Here is a 22,982-nt window from a genome sequence, read left to right on the forward strand (position 1 = left end):
TGCGTAAGCAGCTATTAACTCAATAGCGTGCGTTGTACTCAGAGGAAACCGCACGGGGCAGCTGCATTCCCATTGCATACCATTCACCACAGTCCCTCAGCCCCCTCGTCCAACCCCAGCCAACGCATCTGCCCATGACCTGCCTCATTGAGCTTGGCGACCAGCGAGGCCGCCGCAGGCTCGGGCAGGGTGAAGGTCATTTCAACTTGGGTCTTGTGCTGCACCGGGCCCAGCGTGCCGCCTGCGGCTTGCAACTCACGGCGGGCCAAACCTTCCAGCGCATAGGGCACGGCGCAGCGCAGGGTGATCAGCCGCACGATGGGTGACTTTTCAGCGCCCAGCAACGCCTGGGCAACGCAGTCGGTGTAGGCCCGCACCAGGCCACCGGCACCCAGGTTGACGCCGCCGTAGTAGCGCACCACCGTGGCCAACACGCCGTCCAGATCCTGGTGGCGCAAGACTTCCAGCATCGGCCGCCCGGCCGTGCCGCTTGGCTCGCCATCGTCCACCGCCGCCGAGTGCCCGCCCGCCAGCAGCGCCCAGCACACATGCGCCGCCGCCGGGTGCTGCGAACGCAACGCAGCCACCACCTGCTGCGCCGCTGCCCGATCCGCAACGGGCTGCACGCAGCCGATGAAGCGGCTCTTTTTGATCAGCAGTTCGCTGGTGCTGGGGGTGGTGAGGGATTGGGGCATGGGAGTTGTAAGGATGCCGGACATTTTCGCTGTGGGTGTTGAGCACTTAGCTTATGGTTGGTGTTACCAATGCCACGGTGGTCAGCGGTATGGGATGTAAACGGTTCCCCGGTCTGGCTGGATTTTCCCAAAAAACTATTTGCCTGATGTGGATGCCGTGCTGGGCTTTTTCGTTTGACTAGATGTATATTCTGGGAAAAAGCACGATAACTTTTTCTCAGGGTGAAAATGGACTCAACACAAGCGCGAATATTGATCAGCAGTCTTATTGGGAAAAGCATTTCTGGATGGTATATCGATAGTTTATTGGGTAAAGGTAAATCAGCCGTTGTAATGGCTTGCACACGCGGAGTTGAGATCGGTGCAATAAAAGTCTTCCACCCTGAACTCGTTGAGCGATATGGTCGAACAACCCAAATCGAACGAATCATGCGGGAAAAGAGTCTCATCGGGGCCTCTCATCCAAACCTTGTGAGTATTCTTGACGGTGGCGATTGTCCGGAAACTGGGCACTTATACGTCGTAATGGAACGCCTCCAGTATTCAAATTTACACGACTTACTGCTGCACGTACCTGCGGAGAGAATTCTCACCTTGATTGCGCAGGTTGCATCAGCAGCGCGGTTTCTAGAAGATCGGAATCTGGCTCATCGTGATATTAAGCCTGAGAATATTGCCGTATCTCCTGATTTCACGAGAGCGGTACTTCTTGATCTTGGTGTATTACGGCCAATCGGAATTTCCAACTTAACTGATATTGATCAACGATCATTTATCGGAACGCTGCGTTACAGTTCTCCCGAGTTTCTTCAGCGTAAAAAAGAAGACACGCTGGAAGGCTGGCGCGCAATCACTTTCTATCAGCTAGGAGCAGTCCTGCATGATTTGCTGATGAAACGGGTCTTGTTTGAGGAGGATACGGAGCCATTTTCACTCCTTGTTAAGGCAGTAAACGAAAATATTCCAGTAATACACGCTGAAAGCGCCAAGTGTGTTGCCTTGGCAAACCACTGTTTAATTAAGAATCCGACGACACGTACAGCACTTGTCACATGGGAGCGATTTCAATCGCTCAGCATAGATGATTCCTCGCTTGCTTCAACACGTGACCGGATTGCTGCTCGACAAAAATATTATCAGGCAGTTGCTCCAAGTAAGTCTACGGATAGAAATCACAGGCTGAGTAAAAAAGAGTTGGATGATGTCTGTAATCGGATTGAGTCTCGGATTGCGGCACTACTGAATGATATTCAGGCTTTTCCCCTGCGTACAACTCAGTCAGTGAAGAATGTTGAACAGGGTGTGTGCGAAACATATATTCACTTTGAAAAAGATGAAAAAAAAAGGACTTCAATTCAGGATTGCTGTGCTCATTCGCGTTGTATTGATTGATGAAAACTCAGGAAGGCTAATATTTCGTGCTGAGGCAGCGGCAACTTGGACCGAACACGAAATTCCAACAGATGAGTTACCAACTCCTGAAACAATACAAGTTGGTGAGCTTAAACAACTGCTTGATAGCCCAACTCTTGAAGGGGTGTTTCTTACCGCGCTTGATGACGCTTACACGCGCACTGAGCAGAGCATAGTGCCTATTGAGGGAGAGGTCGTCAGCCTAGCTATTAAGGAGGGAGTCTTGTGAGTGATACTTGGTGGAAAGATGAAGATGAGCTTGTTCCTGAACAAGCAAAACTTCTGGATATTAATGAAGACAAAAATCTTTTGATTAAGTGGCCACCGGGCAGTGGGAAAACTAATTTGCTTCTCCTTCGAGCCAATCAGTTCTACCTTGGTGATCGTCCAAACCTACATATCGTTGTTTTCGGATCGTTGCTAAAGCAATTCATTCAACTTGGTGGGTCTCAATACGACTTTCCAAACGAAAAAATCGTTACGCACGCTAAACTTTTTAACGACATTTTGCGCGCTGAGGGTCTGGGAGTTGATGGTGAAGATCTTGACCTTAATGACGCCAGAGTCGCACGAGCGAACCAACTGCAAGAGTTAGTTGATGCAGGTCGAGTCGGAAAGCAGTTTGAAGCACTGTTACTGGACGAGGCACAAGACTACTCACCACAGGAAATCAGGCTGATGCGGAGCCTAACGGAGGTGTTCATCGCGACTGCTGATTCTCGACAGAAAATTTATAACGTTGAAGACTGCACCGAAGCACTTCGGGCATGTACGGACCAAGTTCATCAACTGACGTTTCATTTTCTCAATGGAATGGCGATATGTCGTGTTGCTGATGGGATATTCAAGAACACACCGGGTTACATTCCTCTGAAAATGCACACCAACTACACGGAGAGTGATTACCCATCGACTTTTCTACCAAAAGGCGGAATCTCGCTTGATGACCAAATTTCTGCGATGGTTGCGCAGATTAATGACCAAAGGTTTGCGTACCCAGATGAGCTTATTGGAATCCTATGCCCTCGCAATGAAGAATTAGATGCCGTGCATACCGGACTGGTTCGTGCCGGCTTGGGTACTAGCATTACACGGGCCAATTCAAGGAACTTTGACCCAACTTTTCCCATTTGGCTATCCACCCTTACTGCGGCTAAAGGACTAGAGTTTCGCGCATTGCACATTGCCGGTCTTGACTACCTTTGTCGCATGGGTGGTGTTCAAAAAAAGCTTATATATACTGGAATTACACGTGCTAAAACTTCTTTAACAATGTATTGGCATAAGTCAATTCCTGGATACCTAGAGTCGGCGATACAAAATGCTTCTCCGCCCAAAGCCCCCGTCACTAAGAAACAGCTCTTCGGTAAGGTATAACCATGTGGACAGCAAAAGTTAATCGACGTGAATTTTTTGAATTCTATATGGGTTCCACTAAAAATGTTGAAAGTCGAGTCTCTGAAAACTCGCAGATCAACGTTCAAAGTGGTAGCGATCTCGTTTTGGTTTGGGAGTCGCATCCTCTTGAAAGAATTGCTCTTCCCAATTTGGTCATCGTTACTGATGGCGATATTCAGTCGCTTCTAAGCGCAGTAATTGCCGCGCCACAAGTTCCTTCGCCGATAACGGCACTCAGTCGAGTTATTACCCAAGAAGAGGCAAAGCAGCATTTTGATTCGGATACTCTTCCGTTGAATGAGCGAGTTTTTCCAGCTCTCGCTGCACTAATATTTGTCGAGGCGGTACTTCATGGGGATGGCCGGCTTGGACTGAAGCAGTTGACCCCACTCATATGCAAAAGAACCTTGGCTTATGCATGGGGTAAAGCAATGGGCTCTTGCGTTGCACCTGAATCATTCATCGAGTTGCCTGAGCGCTGGTTGGATGTTTACTCCATGCTGAACACACCTTCTGCAATAGAAACGGCTAATCGAACAGTTGACTCAGTGGTAAGTGGACTTAGTCTTTTGGCTCAACTCACTATCGGAATCAAACCCAATACAGCACCCGGGGCGTTGGCGTTTGAACTTCTGAATAACAACAAGGACGACCAAGAAGTGGCGTGGCAGCGTCTTGCGGCACATCTTCCGCGTTCTGTGAGCATTGAAGACCTTCATTCCCTGGCTCGGGAGGAGCGTGGTTTGTATCTTCAGGATGCGCTTCGTTCATTAGCTTCTATCAGCAGTCGTGCAGAGAACCAAGAAATGACAGCAGCTTGCGCATTCTTGGCTACGCGAATCGCTCCAGGGTCGTTAGAGCATCTGGATGTGCTCAAAAGCGCGTCTAAGCCAGAGTTGCTTGCATGGTATGCAATATATGCAGCGCTTCAAAATCCGAAGGAAATTCTTTCGCTTCATGGTGGCTTGGGATTCCGCTTGATGCGTGATTTGCTCAGAGTTGAAGAGAAGCTGGCACCTCCAATTGCAGACATCTCGTATACGGAGCTTAAGATTGTGGCTCGTGCGGGATTAGATGCAATGGCAGGAAGAATCGGTCACGCGAGTGAGCTGCAGGTTGAAATAGTCCCCTATGTATCAACATCGTTTACCTTCCAGTCTCGAAATCGTCCACGCTGGGGCGAGGGGCAAGCATCCTTGGATACGGGACACTTTGATTCTCCCCCTGTATCACCACGTGCTCGGGCGATAAGCTTAGCAAATGAACTGGCGAAACTTGTCAGAGATTTGCCTGACTATTCAGACGATAGTTCTCCGAAAGGACGATCACGCAGCAAACCTGGTTAAGTATGTGGTGAAAAGGTTGGTTCAAAGCGTCGTCTATCTAGGATCGTTAACCCCATCAATGCCCCCGCACCGTAGCCGCATCCCACCCCATTGACCCAATCCCCGTACCCTCGCCACCCCGTCGGTGCGCACTGCTCAGGGTAATTTTTGATCAGCATGGTCACGGTCATCGTGCCAACGCAGCCGGGCCCCGAGTTGATCCACGCGGTTTTTTTCTTCACGGCTTCAAAGTCCACGTCTCCGACGATGCGCCTGTTCTGCAGGCGGTTGATGCCATAGTCAATTACCACCGCGCCAAGGCGCACCAACTGCGGCCAGATCATGCCGAGTCATCCGGCGAGGATGTCCGCCAGGATGGTGCGCTGCGCCAGGCCACACTAAACTTTGAACATGAAAACCTCACTGCAACCCATTGAACATCTCGGCCGATTCGAGCGTTTGCAATTGGTGGAAGACCTCTGGGATGAGTTTTCTGCCGGGTCCACACCAGAGCCACGCCCGGAAGTTCTTGACGAATTGGCGCGCCGCGCCAATTGGCGTGACAGTCACCCGCCCGCTGGGAAAACACTGGCTCAGATTGCCGAAACGCTTGGTGTCCATCTGTGACCTAGCGAGTCGTCTTTGAGCTTCCTGAGCAAGCGGAAGTTGCCGAAGCATTCTCCTGATACGAGGCGCTAAGCCACGGCCAGTGCGTGCGCCGTGATACCAAGCGCAAGCTTGCGCTGACCAGGGAAGCGACGAAAACGCAGCTGATCAAATTTGGCGGGCAAGTGGACAAAGATTGAAAGATTGGCCGGGTGAAGGTCGGTCCCAAAGTTATCCTCTGAGGGATGCAAACCCCTTGCCTTTCCCGAGCTCCAGAACCCAGCCTTTTCTGGTTACCAGATGGCTCAATGAACGAGCCCGAGCTGCCGCTTACCGCGCTTGACCGCGCCTTCGCCCGCTACCTGCAACAGGCCCAGCCCAGTGAGGATGTGCGCCACGCCTGGCTGGCCGCTCTGACCAGCCACCAGTTTGGTCGTGGCCACGCCTGCCTGGACCTGGACCTGCTGCGCCAGAGCGGGGTGTTGGCCCTGGGCTGGGAGGTTCGTTGGCAAGCGCTGCTGCCGAGTGATCTGGCCGAAGCCGCCAATAGCCTGCCCTGGTGTCAGGGTGAGGCCAGCCCGCTGGTGCTGGACGGCACACGCCTGTATTTGCGACGCAACTGGCTGGCCGAGCAGAGCATTCGCAGCTCAATCCTGGCGCGGCTGGCCCAGCCCTGTGGTGTGCCAGAGGGTTTGGCGCAGGCGCTCGACAGCTTGTTTGCTCGCTCAGCAACGGCCAGTGTCGACGCCAGCACCGCACCAGACTGGCAAAAGGTCGCCTGCGCCCTGGCGGCACGCGGCCGCTTCACCCTGATCACCGGCGGCCCGGGTACCGGCAAAACCACCACCGTGGTGCGGCTGCTGGCGCTGTTGCAGTCGCAATCAACTCGGCCTCTACGCATCGCGCTGGCGGCGCCCACCGGCAAAGCGGCGGCGCGTCTGGGTGAGTCGATTTCCCAGGCCATTCAGCGCCTGCCGCTGGCCATGCAGGCTCATATCCCGACCCAGGCGCAGACCCTGCACAAGCTGCTGCAGGTGCGCTCGACGGTGGCGGCCACCGCCGCACCCCAGCTGGCGCTGGACGTGGTGGTGGTGGACGAGGCCTCGATGATTGACCTGGAGCTGATGGCGCGCCTGATGGCTGCGGTGCCGCTGTCGGCCAGCCTGATCCTGCTGGGTGACAAGGACCAGCTGGCCTCGGTGGAGGCGGGCGCGGTGATGGGCCAGCTGTGCGCCGGTGCCCAGGCCGGGGGCTACAGCGCAGAAACAGTGACTTGGCTGCAGACCCACACCGGCCAGGATGTGAGCGCCTGGGCGGGAACTGGCTCAGCGCTGGCACAGCAGACCGTGATGCTGCGCCACAGCCACCGCTTTGCGGCCAACAGTTTGATTGGCCAGTGGGCCAGTGCCGTGAATGCGGGTGACAGGCAGGCCGTGGCCGCGCTGTGGGAGGCTAGCCCGCGCTGGTCAAGTACGCAGGACACCAGTGTGACCCGGCTGCAACCCGGCCCTGGCGGCGATGTGGGTCTGGCTGCGCTGGTGCGCGCCGGGTGGCAGTCGACCCTGGCCAGCCTACATACCCTGTCGGCGCCGGGGGCCAGCTGCAGCGACGCACAGGCGCTGGCACTGCTCAAGGCCCTGGGGCATTTTCAGGTGCTGTGTGCCCTGCGCGATGGCCCGGCCGGGGTGCTGGCGCTGAACCGCAGCTTGGCCCACGCGCTGGGTTTTCCGCTGGAGGGCTGGTACCCGGGGCGCCCGGTGATGGTGACACGCAACGACTACAACCTGGGCCTGATGAATGGTGACGTGGGCCTGTGCCTGCCCACGGCGCGGAGTTTGCGCGTGGCTTTTGTGGTGGTGGGGGCAGACGGGGTGGTTGGTGTGCGTTGGGTGTTGCCGAGTCGCCTGGATGCGGTGGAGACAGTGTTTGCCATGACGGTGCACAAATCACAAGGCTCCGAGTTTGACCAGGTGGCGCTGGTGCTGCCCGAGCGTATGACGCCAGTGCTGACGCGTGAGCTACTCTACACCGGGATCACCCGCGCCAAACACCAGCTGACCTTGGTAGTGCCACAGGCCGGGGTGTTGCGCCAGGCCGTGGCGGCCCAGATTTTGCGCAGTGGGGGTTTGAACATGGAGGAACAGGCATGAACCTGAGTCGCTGGTGGGTGCCGCACGCTGGCACCGCCTTGAACTTGCTACGGCAGTTTTGGCCGCAGTGGCTTGCCATGACGACTGCGCTCATGTGCCACACCCTGGCCACCGCTCAAACCGCTGTTTTGGCGCCAGCACCTCTGGTGCCGCCCAACGGGGCGATCTGGGACAGTGGCGACGGTTTTGCCTTGGACGTCAAGGCCAAAAAGCTGCAGAAAACCCGCCAATCCGCCAGTGGCATCGCCTGCACGGTGACACCCGGCCAGCAACGTGTTTGCCTGGTGGTGTTTGACGAAGGCACCCAGGCCGGGTTTGCCACGGTCAAAGAGGGTGCGCTGCTGCCGGACCCGCAGGCGTTGAGCTTCACGGGCCTAGTTGGTGAGTTGGATGCCGAAGGCGCGGCCACCGATGGCCAGTTTGTGTACATCATCGGCTCCCATTCCGCCAAACGGGCTGACTGCGCCAGCAACCCCGGCAGCCGGTTTGTGCTGCGCCTGGGGCTGGACCCGGTCACGGGCCGCGCCGTGCCGAGCAGCCAGGTAGTGAGCGGGCGGCTCTGGGCATTGATGCAAGCGCAACCCGAGTTGCAGCCCTTTGTGGGTGAGCGCAAATGCCTGGGCACCAAGCCACCCCCCAAAGCGCCTTTGCTGCAGGGCCAGCAGGGCATCAACATCGAAGGCTTGGCGCTGCAGGGTGGTCGGCTGGTCTTTGGCTTCAGGGGGCCGGTGATCGACGGTGCGGCATTCACCTTGGCGGTGGATGCCAAGGCGCTGTTTGAGGGCGGTGATGCCAAGCCACAAGTCACCCGGCTGGTCCTGGGCGCCCATCGGGGCATCCGTGACATGGTGGCGGTGTCCGATGGTGTTCTGATTCTGGCCGGGCCTGACGATGATGGTGATAGCGACGGCGCGGGTTGGGCCATTTTTCACTGGGACGGATCGCCCAGTAGCCAGATAAAAAGTCCGAAGCTGCTGGCCCGTCTGGACCTCGGGGGTGTCAAGCAGCGCGCGTGTGACGTTCAGATCAAACCCGAGGCTTTGAGCGTGCTGACCGAGACGCCGCGGGGCTATCAATTGCTGGTAATCTCGGATGGCTTATGCGATGGTGGACCGCTGCTTTTCAAGGTGTCAAAATAGCGTTCGTTGGAACCGGCAGATTGGAATCTTCCAGAAAGCCCTAGCGTTTACATTAGCGCCATCATGAACACACTCCACGAACAGGCTGAGCGGCTCTGTGCCCAAAGCAGCAGCGAAATCCAAGCAGACCACTTTGATACAGCCGAGGCGCTGTTGGTCAGAGCCCTCGACATGGACCCCGGTATGGCCGAAGCCCACGCCAACCTGGCCTGGCTGCTGGACCGCCGGGGCAGCGTCAGCGAAGCCGTGCGGCATTACGAGCTGGCCATCGAAGCGCAGCCCGACAACGCGCGGATTCATCTGAATTTTGGCGCCAAGCTGGCAGAGCTGAAGTTTTTTCATGCCGCCGAGGCGGCCTATCAAAAAGCGCTGTTGGTGGACCCGACGCTGCCTGGCACCTGGCGCAATCTGGGGGTGCTGTTGGCCCAGAATGGCCGCGATGCCGAAGCCGAAGCCCATCTGCGCAAAGCCCTGGCGCTTGACCCCAAACACGCGGCTGCCCATGTCAATCTGGCGTGCCTGCTGCTGCGCCAGGGACGTTTTGACGAGGGTTGGCATCACCTGGAGTTCAGGCACTGGGTCAACCCGATCGAAAAGCGCCTGCGTTGCAGCCGCTGGAAAGGTCAGCCGCTGCAAGACCGGGTGGTGCTGGTGATGTGTGAGGCCGGTTTTGGCGACACGATCCAGTTTTGCCGCTACGTGGCGGTGTTGCGCGCGCTGGGCGCAGCCCAGGTGGATGTGCTGAGCCACCCGGATCTTAAACCCGTGCTGCAAACGCTGGACGGTGTGGGTGATGTGTTTGGATTTGAGGACGACACCAGCGTCAGCGACTGGGATTACTGGGTGCCGGCGATGAGTGTGCCGCTGTATGCGCTCACCCAGCTTGACACCATTCCGGCGGCGATTCCCTATGTGTGGGCGCCCGCGGACCGGCTGGACCCTTGGCGCCAGATGGTTGACCGCTTATCCCCGCGGCCCGCGTTGCGGGTGGGGCTGGTCTGGCATGGCAACCCGGCGTCGGAGAACGACGCCCAGCGTTCGCTGCCCAGTCTGCAGACGCTGGCGCCCTTGTGGCGTGCGACCGGCGTGCAGTTTTTCAGCTTGCAAAAGGGCAACGGCGAGCGCGAGGTCAAGCGGTTCAAGGGACAGCAGCCGCTCATCGACTTGGCCCCTGAGCTCCAAAATTTTGCCGACACCGCCGCGTCCATCATGCAACTTGACCTGGTCATCAGTGTCGACACCGCCGTCGCGCACCTGGCCGCCGCGCTGGGCAAACCCTGCTGGCTGCTGCTGCCCGCCTACATGACGGACTGGCGCTGGCTGAAGGAGCGCACTGATTCGCCCTGGTACCCGCAAGTGATGCGGCTATGGCGCCAGCCCAAGGGCAACGACTGGACACCGGTGCTGGCGCAGGTGTGTGAGGCGCTGCAAACGCTGGCTCAACCCGCCAGCCAAAACACCTGATTTTTTATTTCAGATCGACAAGGTCTGCTGGATGTGCTGCACCAGCGCCTGCGCGGTGGCCTCCGACAGGCGGGCAGCGTCATAACCCACATTCAGGATCAGCGCGCCGTTGTACGAACTGGCGGCGGTGAACAAGGTCTGGTAAGGCATCGGGCACAAGGCGAACGATATCGTCTGTACGGCCGGGTCGTCTGGCACGGGCGCAATGGCGCCCACGTTGCTGATCATGGTGTTGGGCAGCGAGGCCAGCACTTTTTTGCGGAACAGCTCCAGGGACTGAGGTGGCACTGGCGAGCCATCCAGCCCGTACAGGTGGTACAGCAGGTGACCTTCGCCACGGGCGATTTGGGTGCGCGTCTGGGTGATGATCTCGCGTGCCAGCGCCCACAGGTCGGTGTCCGGGCTGATCTGGAACGTGCCTGAGATCAGTGAGGTGAAAAACCCGGTGGGACTGGTGGGGGGCGTGTCCTGCAGATGCGGGCGCAAGTCCACCGGGCAGGACAGGAAAAACGCGGCGGGCTGCTCAGTTTGTTGCAACTGGTACTGCGCCAGCAACTGCGCGGCGCACAACGCACCATGCACGGTGGTGCCATGGGCGCGCGCCTGGTCCAGCAGGCGCTGGCTGGCATCGGCACCGAGCTGCAGGCGGATCAGCCGGGGGGTGCGGTGCTCTGCCTCAGTGGCCAGCCAAGGCATCACAGCCAGCGCGCCGTGGCGGCGGTAGTCGGCGAGCAGGGTGGTGCGCAGCTGTTTGGCGGCGTCGGGCTGCTCGGCCCAGCGGTAGTGCGCGGGCATCAGCTCGGCCATGGAGGGCAAATGCGTCGCCGTATCACGGGGCTGGGCGGCGCTGTCAACGCGGTCGGTGTCGTCATGGGCCATCAGGCTCAGCAGGCGGCGCAGGATCTCGGTGCCGGAGCGGCCGTCGGCCACACTGTGGTGAAAGGTCAGCGCCAGCACGCAGGCAGAGGCCGGGCCATTGGGCGCCTCGGTGGCAGCCAGTTCCAGGTACAGGCAGCGCATCAGCGGCGCGGTGCCCAGGGCGAAGGGGCTGGCGAGCTCCTGCTCGATCGGACCTGGCCAGCCCGCCGCGCTGCTGGCGTGGCACAGCAGCTCAATCGCTGCGCCGGGTGCGGGCTCGAAGCGCAGGCCGGTGTCTTCGGTCCAGCTGATGCGGGTTTGCAGCAGCGCGTGTTCCTGCTGAACAGTGTCCAGCGCGCGGCGGATGCGCTCGGGCAACAAGGTGCCGGTGCGCTCGGCCAGCACCACAAAGTTCATGCACGACACATGGTCAGACAAGAAGAAAAACGCTTCACCGGGGTCAAGAGGGCGGGAGATCACAGGTGTCGTTCCTTGAAATGAAATTAGCTTCCAGCCCTTTTTGGTCAAGGGCTGGAAGCTATGGTTTAAGGAGCTTTATCAGGCGGGTTGGCGCCAGATACAGCGCACGGAGTTTAGCCGCGGCGCAAATCCAGCGTGAACGGAAACTCGCGGCTGCCGGGCACGTTGATGGTCGCCGGGGGCACGTTCATGACACCCGGTGTGTGACCCATGGCGGTGAAGCGCGACAGGCGGCGGCTCTCCGCCTCATTGGCGTTGACCGGCAGGCTCTGGTAACTCAGGCCGCCCGGGTGCGCCACGTGGTACTGGCAGCCACCCAACGAGCGTTTCATCCAGGTGTCCACAATGTCAAAGGTCAGCGGGGCGTGCACGCCAATGCTTGGGTGCAGGCTGCTGGGCGGGTTCCAGGCTTTGTAGCGCACACCGGCCACGTATTCACCTTGTACGCCGGTGGGCTGCAGGCTCATGGCGCGGCCATTGCAGGTGACGACATAGCGGCTCTCGTTCATGCCGGTGACACGCACCTCGATGCGCTCCAGCGACGAGTCCACATAACGTGCGGTGCCGCCCGGTGCGCCTTCTTCACCCATCACATGCCACGGCTCCAGCGCGTTGCGCAGGGTCATCTGGATGCCGGCGGTGCAGATTGAGCCGATCAGCGGGAAGCGGAACTCCACATGCGGGGCAAACCAGCTGTCGTCAAAGGCGTAACCGGCATCACGCATTTCGGCCATCACGTCATGGAAATCCATCTCGATGAACTTGGGCAGCATGAAGCGGTCGTGTAACTCGGTGCCCCAGCGGGTGGCGGGGGCGCGGTACGGCGTTTTCCAGAAGCGGGCGATCAGCGCACGCAGCAGCAGCTGCTGCACGCTGCTCATGTGCGGGTGCGGAGGCATCTCAAATGCGCGCAGTTCCAGCAGGCCCAGGCGGCCGGTGGCCGAGTCGGGCGAATACATCTTGTCAATCGAGATTTCGCTGCGGTGCGTGTTGCCGGTGGCGTCGATCAGGATGTTGCGCAGCGTGCGGTCAATCAGCCAGGGCGGCATCGACTGGCCGTGGATTTCGCGATTTTTGTAGATCTGCTCGATGGCAATTTCCAGCTCGTACAACTGGTCGTTGCGCGCTTCGTCCACGCGTGGTGCCTGGCTGGTCGGGCCGACAAACATGCCGCTGAATAAATAGCTCAGAGACGGGTGGTTGTGCCAGTACAGCAGCAGGCTGGCCAGCAGTTCGGGCTTGCGCAGGAACGGACTGTCAGACGGTGTGGCACCGCCCATCACAAAGTGGTTGCCACCGCCGGTGCCGGTGTGGCGGCCATCGGTCATGAATTTCTCGGCGCTCAGGCGCGACTCGAACGCGGCGTTGTAGAGGAATTCGGTGTTGTAAACCAGCTCTTTCCAGTTGTTGGCCGGGTGAATATTCACTTCAATCACGCCCGGGTCAGGGGTGACGCTGAGCAATTTCAGACGCGGGTCGCGCGGCGGCGGGTAGCCTTCGATGACGATCTGCACACCCAGCTTTTGCGCGGTGGCTTCCACAGCCGCGAGCAGGTCCAGGTAGTACTCCAGGCGCTCCAGTGGGGGCATGAAGACGTAGATGGCACTGGATTTTTCACCCACCGCTTCGGCTTTCGGGCCGCTGGCACGGCGCGGGTCGCGCACTTCCACACACAGGGCCGTGCGGGTGATCCAGTGGGCAGATTCCTGGCGCTCTGGCGCGCGGGCAAAGTCAGCCGGTTCGGACGCGTTGACAAAGTCGGCAGGCTCCGCCTGCAAGGCACTTTGTGCGTTGATGGCCGTGCTGGTATGGCTGGCGAAGGCCGTGGGGTTTTGCATCAACCGGGTGGCTTCTGTCGGCGGCAGGGAACCGGCCAAAAACGGCAAGTTGGTTGATGCGGTAGCGGTACCTGCTGCGGCAGTCGCAGCAGCGGCGCGACGCGCAGCACCCAGTGCCAAGCCAGCTTTGCCGGGCGCATGGCTAGGGCCACTGGTGGTGGTGCTGTAGTCAGGAGCCATCTGGCTCGGTGCGTAACGTGCGGCCAGGTCGGCATACACCGGCAAGTCGCCCCGCAAGGTGGACGGGTCTTGCTCGATCATGTACGGAAAGTCTGCCTCGCTGACCCACGGCAGGGAATCCAGCGGCAGGCGCAGGCCCATGGGCGAGTCACCAGGCATCAGGTACATGCGCTCATCGCGCAAAAACCAGGGGCCAGTGGTCCAGGCAGCGCCATACACCTCGTCATACCCCGCCACTTTGACCGGCAGCACGTAGCCCACCGGTGTGTCGAGCTTCTGCGTGAAAACGCGGCGCAACCTGGCGCGCTCCATCTCGTCGTCGAGTTTGGAGTTGAACGGGTCCACATTGACCGGAAGGCGGCGTTCGCGCCACAGGTAATACCAGCTGTCTTCAAACGCGGTTTGCACGTATTTGTCGGTCAGACCCAGTTTGCCCGCCAGCACGTTGATGAAGCGCTGTGCGTCGTCGCTGGTGTAGTGGCTGGTGACACGCTCATCCGCAAACAAAGCGGGGTTGGCCCAGACCGGCTGGCCGTCGGCACGCCAATAAATGTTGAGTGCCCAACGCGGCAACTGTTCGCCCGGGTACCACTTGCCCTGACCGTAGTGCAGAAAGCCGCCTTCGCCGTATTCCTTGCGCAGTTTGTGCACCAATTCGGTGGCAAAGCCGCGCTTGGTCGGTCCCAGTGCATCGGTGTTCCATTCTGGTGCGTCGCGGTCATTCACCGCCACAAACGTGGGCTCGCCACCCATGGTCAGGCGCACGTCGCTGGTGATCAGGTCGGCGTCCACCGCCTCGCCCAGGGCCATGATGTCGGCCCATTGTTCCTCGGTGTAGGGTTTGGTGACACGGGGTGATTCGTAAATGCGGGTGACCTGCATGTGGTGGGCAAATTCCACCTCCGACTCGTCCACGCCGCCCTCAATTGGTGCAGCGCCCGACGGTTGCGGTGTGCAGGCCAATGGAATGTGGCCTTCACCGGCCAGCAGGCCGGAGGTGGCATCCAGCCCCACCCAGCCCGCGCCGGGCAGGTACACCTCGCACCAGGCATGCAAGTCGGTGAAGTCGACCTCGGTGCCGCTGGGGCCGTCGAGTGACTTCACGTCGGGTTTGAGCTGAATCAAGTAGCCCGAGACAAAGCGCGCCGCCAGCCCGCAGTTGCGCAGCAGTTGCACCATCAGCCAGGCCGAGTCACGGCAGGAGCCTGATTGGAGGGTCAAGGTTTCCTCGGGCGTTTGCACGCCGGGTTCCATACGAATGGTGTAGTTGATGGCCTTGTGCACCGACTGGTTCAGGTCCACCAAAAAGATCACGCTGCGGCGCTTGGTTCGGTCAATCTTGTCCAGATACGCCTGCAGCAGCGGCGTGACCGGGTCGGGTGTCAGGTAGGGCGCCAGTTCCTGCTTCAACTCGGGCTGGTAACTGAAGGGGAATTCTTCCGCCTCGGGCTCCAGAAAGAAGTCAAACGGGTTGTACACCGCCATGTCCAGCACCACATCCACCGTGACCTTGAACTCTTTGGTCTTGTCCGGAAACACCAGGCGCGCCTGGTAGTTGGCAAACGGGTCTTGCTGCCAGTTGATGAAATGGCCTTCTGGTTCCACCTTGAGTGAGTACGAGATGATTTTGCTGCGGCAATGCGGGGCAGGGCGCAGGCGGATCACTTGGGGGCCGAGCGCGACCAGCCGGTCATACGCATAGTGGGTGACGTGGTTCAGGGCGGCGTGGATGGACATGCGTGGGTCTCAAATAAAGCGGTGACAGACAGCGACTGACTAGCAATGTTGGTGCCAGTCGGGGTGTCGCCCCCCGCCAGGAGTGTCCCACGGCAACCCCTTTGTCTAGCTTACCGGGGTGTGAATTCGTGGCAATCAGTTCAGCAGCACGGCACCCGCTGTGCGGTGGCTGGCGGTATCAACCAGCACCAGCGAACCCAGCACACGTGACTGGGCAAATGGCAGTGCAGCAATCGGCTCATGTAGCAGCTCGATAACTGACAATCTTGCAGAGCTCGTATTTTTGGTATCCGACTGGATACAATTAAGCGTATGAGCACCTTTCACCGCTCAGATGAGTTTGACGCGTGGCTCGCGGCATTAAAGGACAAGATAGGTCGTGCTCGCATCGCTCTTCGCATTCGATCTGCCGAACACGGCAACTTCGGAGATTGCGAACCCGTCGGCGAGGGGGTTTCTGAAATGCGCATTCATTTCGGGCCTGGCTATCGCGTCTATTTCACTCGTCGGGGTGAGGTGTTCTATCTGCTTCTGTTGGGAGGTGACAAATCCACACAGAAGCGCGACATCAAACGAGCCATTGAGATGGCGCGGGCTTTGGACAAGGAGTAAACCATGGCCGAATTTTCCCCATTCGACGCTGCTGATTATCTCGACGACGAAGAAACTATCTCGGCCTACATTACGGCTGCGCTCGAAGATGCCAACCCGGACGTATTTCTAGCCGCCGTGCGAGATGTGGCCCGCGCCCGTGGCATGGCACAACTCGCCAAAGATGCTGGTCTTGGGCGTGAAAGCCTCTACAAAGCGCTAACGCCAGGCGCCAAGCCTCGCTACGACACGATGCTCAAACTTCTTCGCGCTCTCGGTGTGAAGCTCTCCGCATCGCCCATACATTCATGAGGTGCTTGCCAGTCCATCACGCGATGCGCAAGCATCACTCCACCGAGCCCGGGTGAAGCGGCGCAGGCCGGTGAATTCAGCCATTCACCAGCACAGCCCCCGCTGTGCGGTGGGTGGCGGTGTCGACCAGCACCAGCGAGCCCAACACACGCGACTGGGCAAAGGGCAGGGCGGCGATTGGCTCCTGTAGCAGCAGCTCGATGTGACCGATGCTGTTGGCGGGCAAGGTGTCGGCGTTTTCTTCGGCCAGTGTGTTGATGTCCAGGCGGTGCACCACGCGTTTGACCCTTGCCTTGACCCAGCGGTGGCCGTGCAGCGCCCAGTAGACGCGGCCTGCGACCAGCGGTTCGTCGTCCATCCAGGCCACGGTGGCGCTGATTTCGCGGCTGGGTGGCAGGCTGGTAGCGCTGGGGGTGTCGCCAAAGTCATCATCAGAAGTGATGGCCGCTGGTGCCGGTGGCACAAGGGCCAGCAGCCAATCACCGCGTGACACGTCCACTTCGCGGTCCAGCACCACACCGGCGCTGTGGCCAGCCTGGACGGTGCCGGGCTGGCGTGTGGTGCCGAGCACCTGCGCCACCGTGGCGGTCTGGCCGCTGGGTAGCACCTTGACCTGCTGGCCCACTTGAGCCACACCGTTGGCAACCCGGCCCCAGAAAATGCGGCGGCCTTGGGAGGTGTCGGATGAGTTGCTGAATTTTTCGACCCACTGCACCGGGAAAGCGAAGGGCAGCGCGGTGTCGGCGGGTGTCACTGGCAGCAGCTCCAAAATGTCGAGCAGGCTCGGGCCGGTGTAGCCGCACCAGCCCTCAAAGGCGTCCACCACGTTGTGGCCCTTAAGGGCCGAAATCGGCACGATGGTGGTCACTTCAATGCCCGCAGCTTGCGCAAATTTCTCCAGCGCGGCTTGGATGTGTTTGAAGGCCACGGTGGCTTGTCCAGCGGTTTCGGGTTTGGCCGCGTCTTCGAGCGCGTCGAGTTTGTTGACGGCAAAAACGATGCTGGGCACACGCAGCAGTTGGCACAGCAAGCTGTGGCGGCGGGTTTGGGGCAGCAGGCTGAGGTTGGGGTCTTGCCACTGCAGTTTGGTGGCGTCGACCAGCACGACGGCGGCGTCGGCGCTGCTGGCGGCGGTGACCATGTTGCGGGTGTATTGCTCGTGGCCGGGTGCGTCGCCGATGATGAATTTGCGCTCGGCGGTGTTGAAGTAGCGGTAGGCTACGTCGATGGTGATGCCTTGTTCACGCTCGGCACTCAGGCCATCGGTGAATTGGGCCAGGTCGGCCTCGCCGCTTTTGGAGACGTTGGCGAGTTGGTCTTGCAGCACACTTTTGCTGTCGAGCAGCAGGCGGCCAATCAACGTGCTTTTGCCGTCATCGACGCTGCCGCAGGTGATGAACTTGAGGGCGGATTGTTGGTCAAATTGGCCTGTAGCCCTGGTATCTTCTGGGCTGTTAGCTACTGAGTTTGTAGTGTTCATGTTCGTTTCCGTTACGGGCAGTCTGTTGGCTTGGAATACCAGTTCGTTGTGTCTATGTGGCTTTAACCCGCAGCGCGCATTGGGTATCTAACTCCGCGGATGTCCCCCGGCCCTGCGGGCCTCCTCCTTAATTCCGCTGCGTCAGACACCCAACGCACACTGCTAGGCGCTGTTGGGATCATTGCGGTCGTTCCGGTTGGGTTCATTTCGTTGGCGCTAGGCGGGGTGATTGGGTGATGTGACCGGGCTTTGGGGTGAAAGGCGCGCGCCTGCGGTGGGTGGCGAACTGAACGCTCGGTTTCGCGTGTGTTTTCACCCCAAAACCGCATGCACATTACCCAGTCGCCGCGCCGGGTTCAAACCCAAGGCCTTGAAGACCTTGAGATGCCTTGGCATACCTAGCAACAATAGCCTTGGCCATCAGAAATACCCGTCCTTCTTGCGCTTCTCCATCGACGCCTCAGAGGTCTTGTCGTCCATGCGTGTGGCGCCGCGTTCACTCACATCCGCAGCCAGGGTTTCCAGCACGATCTGCTCGGGTGTGGCGGCCAGGCTCTCCACGGGACAAGTGCAAGTGATGTCGCCCACGGTGCGGAAACGCACGTCGCGCAGTTCGGCCACTTCGCCGGGTTTCAGGGGGGTGAGTTCGGTTACCGGCACCAGCAGGCCCTTGCGTTCCACCACTTCGCGTTTGTGGCTGTAGTAAAGCGAGGGCAGGGCGATGGCTTCGCGGGAGATGTATTGCCACACATCCAGCTCGGTCCAGTTGCTGATGGGGAACACGCGGAAGTGTTCGCCGGGTTGCAGCTTGGTGTTGAACAGCGTCCAGAGTTCGGGGCGCTGGTCTTTGGGTTGCCATTGGCCGAAGCTGTCGCGGTGGCTGAAGATGCGTTCTTTGGCGCGGGCTTTTTCCTCGTCGCGGCGGGCGCCACCAATGAGTGCGTCAAAGCGGAATTCTTCGATGGCTTCGAGCAGCGTGACCGACTGGTGCACGTTGCGGCTCTCGCCCGGGTGCGCCAGACGCACGGTGCCGCGTGCCATCGAGTCCTCGACACTGCGCACGATCAGATCAGCGCCGAGTTCTTTGGCGCGGAAGTCGCGGAAATCGGTCACCTCGTGGAAGTTGTGGCCGGTGTCGATCATCAGCAGCGGGTAGGGAATCTTGCCGCCGGTGGCTGGGGTGCCAAAGGCCTTTTCGGCGCATTTGAGCATCACCAATGAGTCCTTGCCGCCCGAGAACAGCAGCGTGGGGCGCTCAAAGGCGGCGGCCACTTCACGCAAGATGAAGATGGTTTCCTCTTCCAGCGCGTCCAGGTGCGCGTTGCTCAGGTGGTCGGGGCGGTGATGGTGTGTCATGGCTTGCAGCAGTTCGGGAGGGGTACGGTGGTTCATGCGGGGGTTTTGTCCTTGACGTGTAAGCCACATTCCTTGGCGGCCTCATCTTCCCACCACCAGCGCCCAGCGCGGAAGTCTTCTCCCAAACTGATGGCGCGGGTGCACGGTGCGCAGCCGATGCTGGGGTAAAACTGGTCGTGCAGCGGGTTGTAGTCGACCTGGTTGATGGCAATGTAGTGCCACACATCGCCCCAGGTCCAGTCGGCCAGCGGGTTGAATTTGACGCGGGTGGCATCCGACGTGTCGATCTGCGGCACGTCAGCGCGTGCGCCGGACTGTTCGCGGCGCAGGCCGGTGACCCAGGCGTCTTTGCCAGCTAGGGCTCGGCTCAGCGGCTCCATTTTGCGAATGTGGCAGCAGGCTTTGCGCAGTTCAATGCTCTTGTACATGGCGTCTTTGCCTTCGCGGGTCACAAATTGCACTGCCGATTCAGTGACGGGTGTGAAGACCGCAACCGGTGCGCGTGAGGTGGCTTGGAGGCGCGCCAGCAAAGCCAGTGTCTCGGGATGCAACTGCCCGGTTTCCAGCACAAAGATGCCGATGTCAAGCTGCAAGGCATTCACCAAATGGGCCAGCACCATGTCCTCGGCGCCCAGGCTGCATGCCAGGGTGATGCGCGCGGCGGCGCCGGGTGTGCTGGCGGCGTAGTCTGCCGCGGCCCGAGTTAACAGCGCGGTGGTGTCGGCCAGTTTGGCGTCAAAGGTGGGGGAGGGCCGGGCGTTCAGCTCAATGGCGCTCATGCGGCAGTTCCTGTGGGTCTGAAATGGGGTTGCGGGTGGGCTGCATCACCTTGGTAAAAGTCGGCAAACAGGGCCAACGCCCGTTCGGCGGCGGCCAGGCTTTGGTCGGCGCGCAGAACGGCGCAGTCAAACCCGCTGCGTTGCATCAGCTGCAGTTGGTCCACCAGCACATCGCCGGTGGCGCGCAGCTCGCCTTTGAAGCCGAGGCGGCGGCGCAGCAAAAAGGCCTGGCTGTAGGCGCGGCCGTCGGTGAATTTGGGAAAGACCAGGTCAATGCGCTGCACACCGTCGAGCGCGACTTGTGCCGGATCGGCATCGTTGGGCAGTTGCAAAACGTTGGGGCGCCCCGCCACGTCGTCATCGGGGCTGGCAGTGATCAATTGGATGGTTTTCATCGTGTTCCAGGTGCGCGGGTTCAATACGGTTGAAGGCTTTTGAATTTAGGGCGTGCGGTGGGCTCAGTCGGTCATCGCGTCGGCCGTGCTCAAGTGCACATGCACCACCTTGCCGGCGTCACGGGTTTCGTGGCGGGCGGCCTGCGCGGCGGCCTTGAAGGGCTCCAGGCCCAGGCGGCGCACGCAGTCGATGAACGCCTCGCTGGGTTCGCGCTGTTGGCGGTAAACCTCCAGCAGCGCCTCCACCACATCCGCCACTTCGCTGGCGGCAAACGACGGGCCAATCACCTTGCCAGGCGTGGCGGGGCCACTCAGCGTGCTGCCGTCCGAGCCGCCCAGTGACACCTGGTACCACTCGCGCCCGTCTTTGTCCACGCCCAGCACACCGATGTGGCCGCTGTGGTGGTGGCCGCAGGAGTTGATGCAGCCGCTGATGTGCAGGTCGATCGCGCCCAGGTCAAACAGCTCGTCCAAGTCCTGAAAACGTTGCGTGATGGACTCGGCAATCGGGATTGAGCGGGCATTGGCCAGCGCACAAAAGTCGCCGCCGGGGCAGGCGATCATGTCGGTCAGCAGGCCGATGTTGGCGCGCGCCAGGCCCAGTGCCTTGGCGGCTTGCCACAGCGCGGGCAAGTCGGTGGCGCGCACCCAGGGCAGCAGCAGGTTTTGCTGGTGGGTGACACGCGCCTCACCCGCGCTAAAGCGGTCTGCCAGGTCGGCGGCGGCGTCGAGCTGGTCGGCGCTGGCATCGCCGGGGGCAAAACCCAGGCGCTTGAAGGACAAGGTCACCGCGCGCAAGGCCGGGTTTTTGTGCGCCTGCACGTTTTGCTGCAGCCAGCGCTGGTATTCAGCTTGGTCTTTGGGCGACAGCTGTGATGTCGTCGCGTCCGCAGCCAACGGCGCGGCTTCTGACACGGTTGGTGGCTGGAAGTAGGCTGCAACACGGTCCAACTCAGCCTGCGGAATGGTGTGCTGGCCGCCGTCGTGGTCCAGAATGTTCTGGTATTCGGCATTCACCTCGTCGATATAACGCTGGCCCTCGGCCTTGACCAAAATCTTGATGCGCGCCTTGTACAGGTTGTCGCGTCGGCCCCAGCGGTTGTAGACGCGCACCACGGCTTCCAGATAGTTCAGGATCTGCTGCCAGGGCACGAACGTTTGCAAGGTCGTGGCAATCACGGGCGTGCGGCCCATGCCGCCGCCCACCATCACCTTGAAGCCTACCTGGCCGTTGGCGTCGCGCAACAGTTGCAGGCCGACATCGTGCCAGTGCGTGGCGGCACGGTCCTCAAGCGCGCCGGTGATGGCGATCTTGAACTTGCGCGGCAGGTACGCAAATTCGGGGTGCAGCGTGCTCCACTGGCGCATGATTTCGGCATACGGGCGCGGGTCAATGGCCTCGTCAGGCGCAATACCGGCCAGCGCGTCGCTGGTGATGTTGCGGATGCAGTTGCCGCTGGTCTGGATACCGTGCATGTCCACGCTGGCCAGCAGCTCCATCACGTCGGCGCTTTGGGTCAGGGGAATCCAGTTGAACTGCACGTTTTGCCGCGTGGTGAAGTGGCCGTAGCCGACCGGCAGGTGGGTGGTGCCGAGCTCGGCCTGGGTGTCGAGTGCGGTGTTCAGCACCTCGGCGCTGGGCTGGTCAAACTCACGCGCGATGCGGGCCAGCGCGCGCAACTGGCGGCTGGCCAGCTCGCCGTAGGGCACCGCCACGCGCAACATGGGCGCATAACGCTGCACGTACCAGCCGTTTTGCAGGCGCAGCGGGCGAAAGTCGTCGTCTTTCAACTCGCCTTTGAGGTTGCGCTCCAGCTGGTCGCGGTACTGCGCAGCACGCTGGTGGATGAAGTGGCGGTCAAAGTCGGTGTATTGGTACATGGTCAGGTTGATGCAAAGGGTTCAAGCCAGCCTGGGCGGCGGCGACAGATTGTCCGGTAAAGCAGTGGGGTCAGATGGCAATCAATTTCGTGCCAGCATAGGCCAGCAACAAAGACAGCAAGGACCGTATGGCCCGTTCCGGCACACGGGTCATGAAGTGCGATCCCAGCCAAATGCCGGGCAGCGAACCCAGCAGCAGCAAGGTCAGCATGTGCCAGTCAACTGACCCGATCGAGGCGTGGCCCAAGCCAGCCACCAGGGTCAGCGGCACCGCGTAGGCAATGTCGGCGGCCACAATGCGCGGCAGCGGCAGCAGCGGGTACAGCACCATCAACACGGTGACGCCAATGGCACCCGCACCCACCGAGGTGATCGACACCAGCACGCCAATCAGCGCACCAAACAGCAGCGGCAGGCTCCAGTGGCGGGCGGTGGCGGCCAGGGCTTCCTGACCGGCGGCAATCGTTTTGGGGGCGGCCTTGCCGCGCAGCGCTTTGTACAGTGTGGCGGCTGCGGTGAGCAACAAGGCCACACCCAGCGTGGAGGTCATCAGATGTTGCACGGCGGGGTCGGCCGGGCCCATCGTCTTCAGTACCCACAGGGTGACCAGTGCGGCCGGAATGCTGCCTGCGCTCAGGTGCAGCACCACCCGCCACGGAACCAGGCCTGTGCGGGCCATTTTCACGGTGCCCCCCATCTTGGTGAACGCGGCAAACAGCAGGTCGGTGCCCACCGCCATGTAAGGTTTGACGCCAAAGACAAAGATCAGGATCGGCGTCATCAAAGAGCCGCCGCCCACGCCAGTCAGGCCGACCACGGTGCCTACCAAAAAACCAGCGAGGATGAAAGCGACGTCATGCATGGGATGCACTGTACGGTCCGATGGATATATTTCAAACTACATT

General features: G+C 60.2%; 21 protein-coding genes. 10 read left to right on the forward strand and 11 right to left on the reverse strand.

What is annotated here, in order from left to right:
- Positions 1-83: 83 nt before the first annotated feature.
- A complete protein-coding gene (locus LHU53_RS12870) occupies positions 84-695 on the reverse strand; it encodes a YigZ family protein (protein WP_227333057.1) in 612 nt (203 codons plus the stop codon).
- A 228-nt stretch (positions 696-923) separates the two neighbouring features.
- Here LHU53_RS12870 and LHU53_RS12875 point away from each other — a divergent pair, with 228 nt between their 5' ends.
- The 4 genes from LHU53_RS12875 to LHU53_RS12890 are packed head-to-tail and all read left to right on the forward strand — an operon-like array spanning position 924 to position 4,852.
- The gene (locus LHU53_RS12875; RefSeq protein WP_227333058.1) at positions 924-2,087 is read left to right on the forward strand and encodes a protein kinase; all 1,164 of its coding nucleotides are present in this window, start codon (positions 924-926) and stop codon (positions 2,085-2,087) included.
- On the forward strand, positions 2,062-2,337 hold the full coding sequence (locus LHU53_RS12880; RefSeq protein ID WP_227333059.1) for a hypothetical protein: 276 nt from the start codon (positions 2,062-2,064) through the stop codon (positions 2,335-2,337). The genes LHU53_RS12875 and LHU53_RS12880 overlap by 26 nt, the downstream gene beginning before the upstream one ends.
- Positions 2,334-3,485, forward strand: a complete 1,152-nt coding sequence (locus LHU53_RS19885; RefSeq protein WP_227333060.1) for an ATP-binding domain-containing protein — start codon at positions 2,334-2,336, stop codon at positions 3,483-3,485. The genes LHU53_RS12880 and LHU53_RS19885 overlap by 4 nt, the downstream gene beginning before the upstream one ends.
- 2 nt (positions 3,486-3,487) lie before the next feature.
- Positions 3,488-4,852, forward strand: coding sequence for a hypothetical protein (locus LHU53_RS12890; RefSeq protein WP_227333061.1), 1,365 nt, complete (start codon positions 3,488-3,490; stop codon positions 4,850-4,852).
- Here LHU53_RS12890 and LHU53_RS12895 read toward each other — a convergent pair.
- Positions 4,849-5,175: a hypothetical protein gene (locus tag LHU53_RS12895; RefSeq protein WP_227333062.1), complete on the reverse strand. Its 327-nt coding sequence runs from the start codon at positions 5,173-5,175 to the stop codon at positions 4,849-4,851. The two genes, LHU53_RS12890 and LHU53_RS12895, sit on opposite strands and share 4 nt — an antisense overlap.
- A gap of 67 nt (positions 5,176-5,242) precedes the next feature.
- Here LHU53_RS12895 and LHU53_RS12900 point away from each other — a divergent pair, with 67 nt between their 5' ends.
- The 4 genes from LHU53_RS12900 (at position 5,243) to LHU53_RS12915 (ending at position 10,190) form a co-directional block, all read left to right on the forward strand.
- A complete protein-coding gene (locus LHU53_RS12900) occupies positions 5,243-5,458 on the forward strand; it encodes an addiction module protein (protein WP_227333063.1) in 216 nt (71 codons plus the stop codon).
- A 287-nt stretch (positions 5,459-5,745) separates the two neighbouring features.
- Complete coding sequence (recD, locus tag LHU53_RS12905) at positions 5,746-7,587, forward strand: exodeoxyribonuclease V subunit alpha (RefSeq protein WP_227333064.1); 1,842 nt, start codon at positions 5,746-5,748, stop codon at positions 7,585-7,587.
- Positions 7,584-8,726: a DUF3616 domain-containing protein gene (locus LHU53_RS12910; protein WP_227333065.1), complete on the forward strand. Its 1,143-nt coding sequence runs from the start codon at positions 7,584-7,586 to the stop codon at positions 8,724-8,726. Before recD ends, LHU53_RS12910 begins: the two co-directional genes overlap by 4 nt.
- 63 nt (positions 8,727-8,789) lie before the next feature.
- On the forward strand, positions 8,790-10,190 hold the full coding sequence (locus LHU53_RS12915; RefSeq protein WP_227333066.1) for a tetratricopeptide repeat protein: 1,401 nt from the start codon (positions 8,790-8,792) through the stop codon (positions 10,188-10,190).
- Between the two features lie 9 nt (positions 10,191-10,199).
- Here LHU53_RS12915 and LHU53_RS12920 read toward each other — a convergent pair whose 3' ends face one another.
- The 3 genes from LHU53_RS12920 to LHU53_RS19730 all read right to left on the reverse strand — a co-directional run bounded on the left by LHU53_RS12920 (position 10,200) and on the right by LHU53_RS19730 (position 15,547).
- Positions 10,200-11,528, reverse strand: coding sequence for a condensation domain-containing protein (locus LHU53_RS12920; protein WP_227333067.1), 1,329 nt, complete (start codon positions 11,526-11,528; stop codon positions 10,200-10,202).
- A gap of 113 nt (positions 11,529-11,641) precedes the next feature.
- Positions 11,642-15,283 (reverse strand): DUF2126 domain-containing protein, encoded by a 3,642-nt coding sequence (locus LHU53_RS12925; protein ID WP_227333068.1) that lies wholly within the window; start codon positions 15,281-15,283, stop codon positions 11,642-11,644.
- A gap of 135 nt (positions 15,284-15,418) precedes the next feature.
- Positions 15,419-15,547 (reverse strand): hypothetical protein, encoded by a 129-nt coding sequence (locus LHU53_RS19730; RefSeq protein WP_255632031.1) that lies wholly within the window; start codon positions 15,545-15,547, stop codon positions 15,419-15,421.
- 48 nt (positions 15,548-15,595) lie between these two features.
- Here LHU53_RS19730 and LHU53_RS12930 point away from each other — a divergent pair, with 48 nt between their 5' ends.
- Positions 15,596-15,895 carry a type II toxin-antitoxin system RelE/ParE family toxin gene (locus LHU53_RS12930; protein WP_227333069.1) on the forward strand — a complete coding sequence of 100 codons (300 nt, stop codon included), beginning with the start codon at positions 15,596-15,598 and terminating at the stop codon, positions 15,893-15,895.
- Positions 15,896-15,898: 3 nt separating this feature from the next.
- Positions 15,899-16,186 carry an addiction module antidote protein gene (locus tag LHU53_RS12935; RefSeq protein WP_227333070.1) on the forward strand — a complete coding sequence of 96 codons (288 nt, stop codon included), beginning with the start codon at positions 15,899-15,901 and terminating at the stop codon, positions 16,184-16,186.
- A gap of 76 nt (positions 16,187-16,262) precedes the next feature.
- On the opposite strand, the gene LHU53_RS12940 is transcribed toward LHU53_RS12935, so the two are convergent.
- The 6 genes from LHU53_RS12940 to LHU53_RS12965 all read right to left on the reverse strand — a co-directional run bounded on the left by LHU53_RS12940 (position 16,263) and on the right by LHU53_RS12965 (position 22,939).
- A complete protein-coding gene (locus LHU53_RS12940) occupies positions 16,263-17,666 on the reverse strand; it encodes a sulfate adenylyltransferase subunit 1 (protein ID WP_227333071.1) in 1,404 nt (467 codons plus the stop codon).
- 420 nt (positions 17,667-18,086) lie between these two features.
- Positions 18,087-19,058: a sulfate adenylyltransferase subunit CysD gene (gene cysD / locus LHU53_RS12945; protein WP_227333072.1), complete on the reverse strand. Its 972-nt coding sequence runs from the start codon at positions 19,056-19,058 to the stop codon at positions 18,087-18,089.
- Positions 19,055-19,801, reverse strand: a complete 747-nt coding sequence (locus LHU53_RS12950) for a phosphoadenylyl-sulfate reductase (RefSeq protein WP_227333073.1) — start codon at positions 19,799-19,801, stop codon at positions 19,055-19,057. Before LHU53_RS12950 ends, cysD begins: the two co-directional genes overlap by 4 nt.
- Entirely contained in the window at positions 19,798-20,196 is a 399-nt protein-coding gene (locus LHU53_RS12955; RefSeq protein ID WP_227333074.1) for a DUF934 domain-containing protein, read from the reverse strand. Before LHU53_RS12955 ends, LHU53_RS12950 begins: the two co-directional genes overlap by 4 nt.
- Before the next feature lie 63 nt (positions 20,197-20,259).
- Positions 20,260-22,077, reverse strand: a complete 1,818-nt coding sequence (locus LHU53_RS12960) for a nitrite/sulfite reductase (protein WP_227333075.1) — start codon at positions 22,075-22,077, stop codon at positions 20,260-20,262.
- 70 nt (positions 22,078-22,147) lie between these two features.
- Positions 22,148-22,939: a sulfite exporter TauE/SafE family protein gene (locus LHU53_RS12965; RefSeq protein WP_227333076.1), complete on the reverse strand. Its 792-nt coding sequence runs from the start codon at positions 22,937-22,939 to the stop codon at positions 22,148-22,150.
- Positions 22,940-22,982: the final 43 nt, after the last annotated feature.

The sequence above is a fragment of the Rhodoferax sp. U2-2l genome (assembly GCF_020594515.1).
In the GTDB taxonomy this organism is placed as follows: Bacteria; Pseudomonadota; Gammaproteobacteria; order Burkholderiales; family Burkholderiaceae_C; genus Rhodoferax.

What these genes read in the sequence shown, in the direction of transcription:
- LHU53_RS12910 (WP_227333065.1), top strand. Translation starts at nt 7,584, where the DNA reads ATGAACCTGAGTCGCTGGTGGGTGCCGCACGCTGGCACCGCCTTGAAC.
- LHU53_RS12955 (WP_227333074.1), bottom strand. Translation starts at nt 20,196, where the DNA reads ATGAAAACCATCCAATTGATCACTGCCAGCCCCGATGACGACGTGGCG.
- LHU53_RS12925 (WP_227333068.1), bottom strand. Translation starts at nt 15,283, where the DNA reads ATGTCCATCCACGCCGCCCTGAACCACGTCACCCACTATGCGTATGAC.
- LHU53_RS12875 (WP_227333058.1), top strand. Translation starts at nt 924, where the DNA reads ATGGACTCAACACAAGCGCGAATATTGATCAGCAGTCTTATTGGGAAA.
- LHU53_RS12935 (WP_227333070.1), top strand. Translation starts at nt 15,899, where the DNA reads ATGGCCGAATTTTCCCCATTCGACGCTGCTGATTATCTCGACGACGAA.
- LHU53_RS12895 (WP_227333062.1), bottom strand. Translation starts at nt 5,175, where the DNA reads ATGATCTGGCCGCAGTTGGTGCGCCTTGGCGCGGTGGTAATTGACTAT.
- LHU53_RS12900 (WP_227333063.1), top strand. Translation starts at nt 5,243, where the DNA reads ATGAAAACCTCACTGCAACCCATTGAACATCTCGGCCGATTCGAGCGT.
- LHU53_RS12960 (WP_227333075.1), bottom strand. Translation starts at nt 22,077, where the DNA reads ATGTACCAATACACCGACTTTGACCGCCACTTCATCCACCAGCGTGCT.
- LHU53_RS12950 (WP_227333073.1), bottom strand. Translation starts at nt 19,801, where the DNA reads ATGAGCGCCATTGAGCTGAACGCCCGGCCCTCCCCCACCTTTGACGCC.
- LHU53_RS12940 (WP_227333071.1), bottom strand. Translation starts at nt 17,666, where the DNA reads ATGAACACTACAAACTCAGTAGCTAACAGCCCAGAAGATACCAGGGCT.
- recD (WP_227333064.1), top strand. Translation starts at nt 5,746, where the DNA reads ATGAACGAGCCCGAGCTGCCGCTTACCGCGCTTGACCGCGCCTTCGCC.
- LHU53_RS12890 (WP_227333061.1), top strand. Translation starts at nt 3,488, where the DNA reads ATGTGGACAGCAAAAGTTAATCGACGTGAATTTTTTGAATTCTATATG.
- LHU53_RS12930 (WP_227333069.1), top strand. Translation starts at nt 15,596, where the DNA reads ATGAGCACCTTTCACCGCTCAGATGAGTTTGACGCGTGGCTCGCGGCA.
- LHU53_RS12965 (WP_227333076.1), bottom strand. Translation starts at nt 22,939, where the DNA reads ATGCATGACGTCGCTTTCATCCTCGCTGGTTTTTTGGTAGGCACCGTG.
- LHU53_RS12915 (WP_227333066.1), top strand. Translation starts at nt 8,790, where the DNA reads ATGAACACACTCCACGAACAGGCTGAGCGGCTCTGTGCCCAAAGCAGC.
- LHU53_RS12870 (WP_227333057.1), bottom strand. Translation starts at nt 695, where the DNA reads ATGCCCCAATCCCTCACCACCCCCAGCACCAGCGAACTGCTGATCAAA.
- cysD (WP_227333072.1), bottom strand. Translation starts at nt 19,058, where the DNA reads ATGAACCACCGTACCCCTCCCGAACTGCTGCAAGCCATGACACACCAT.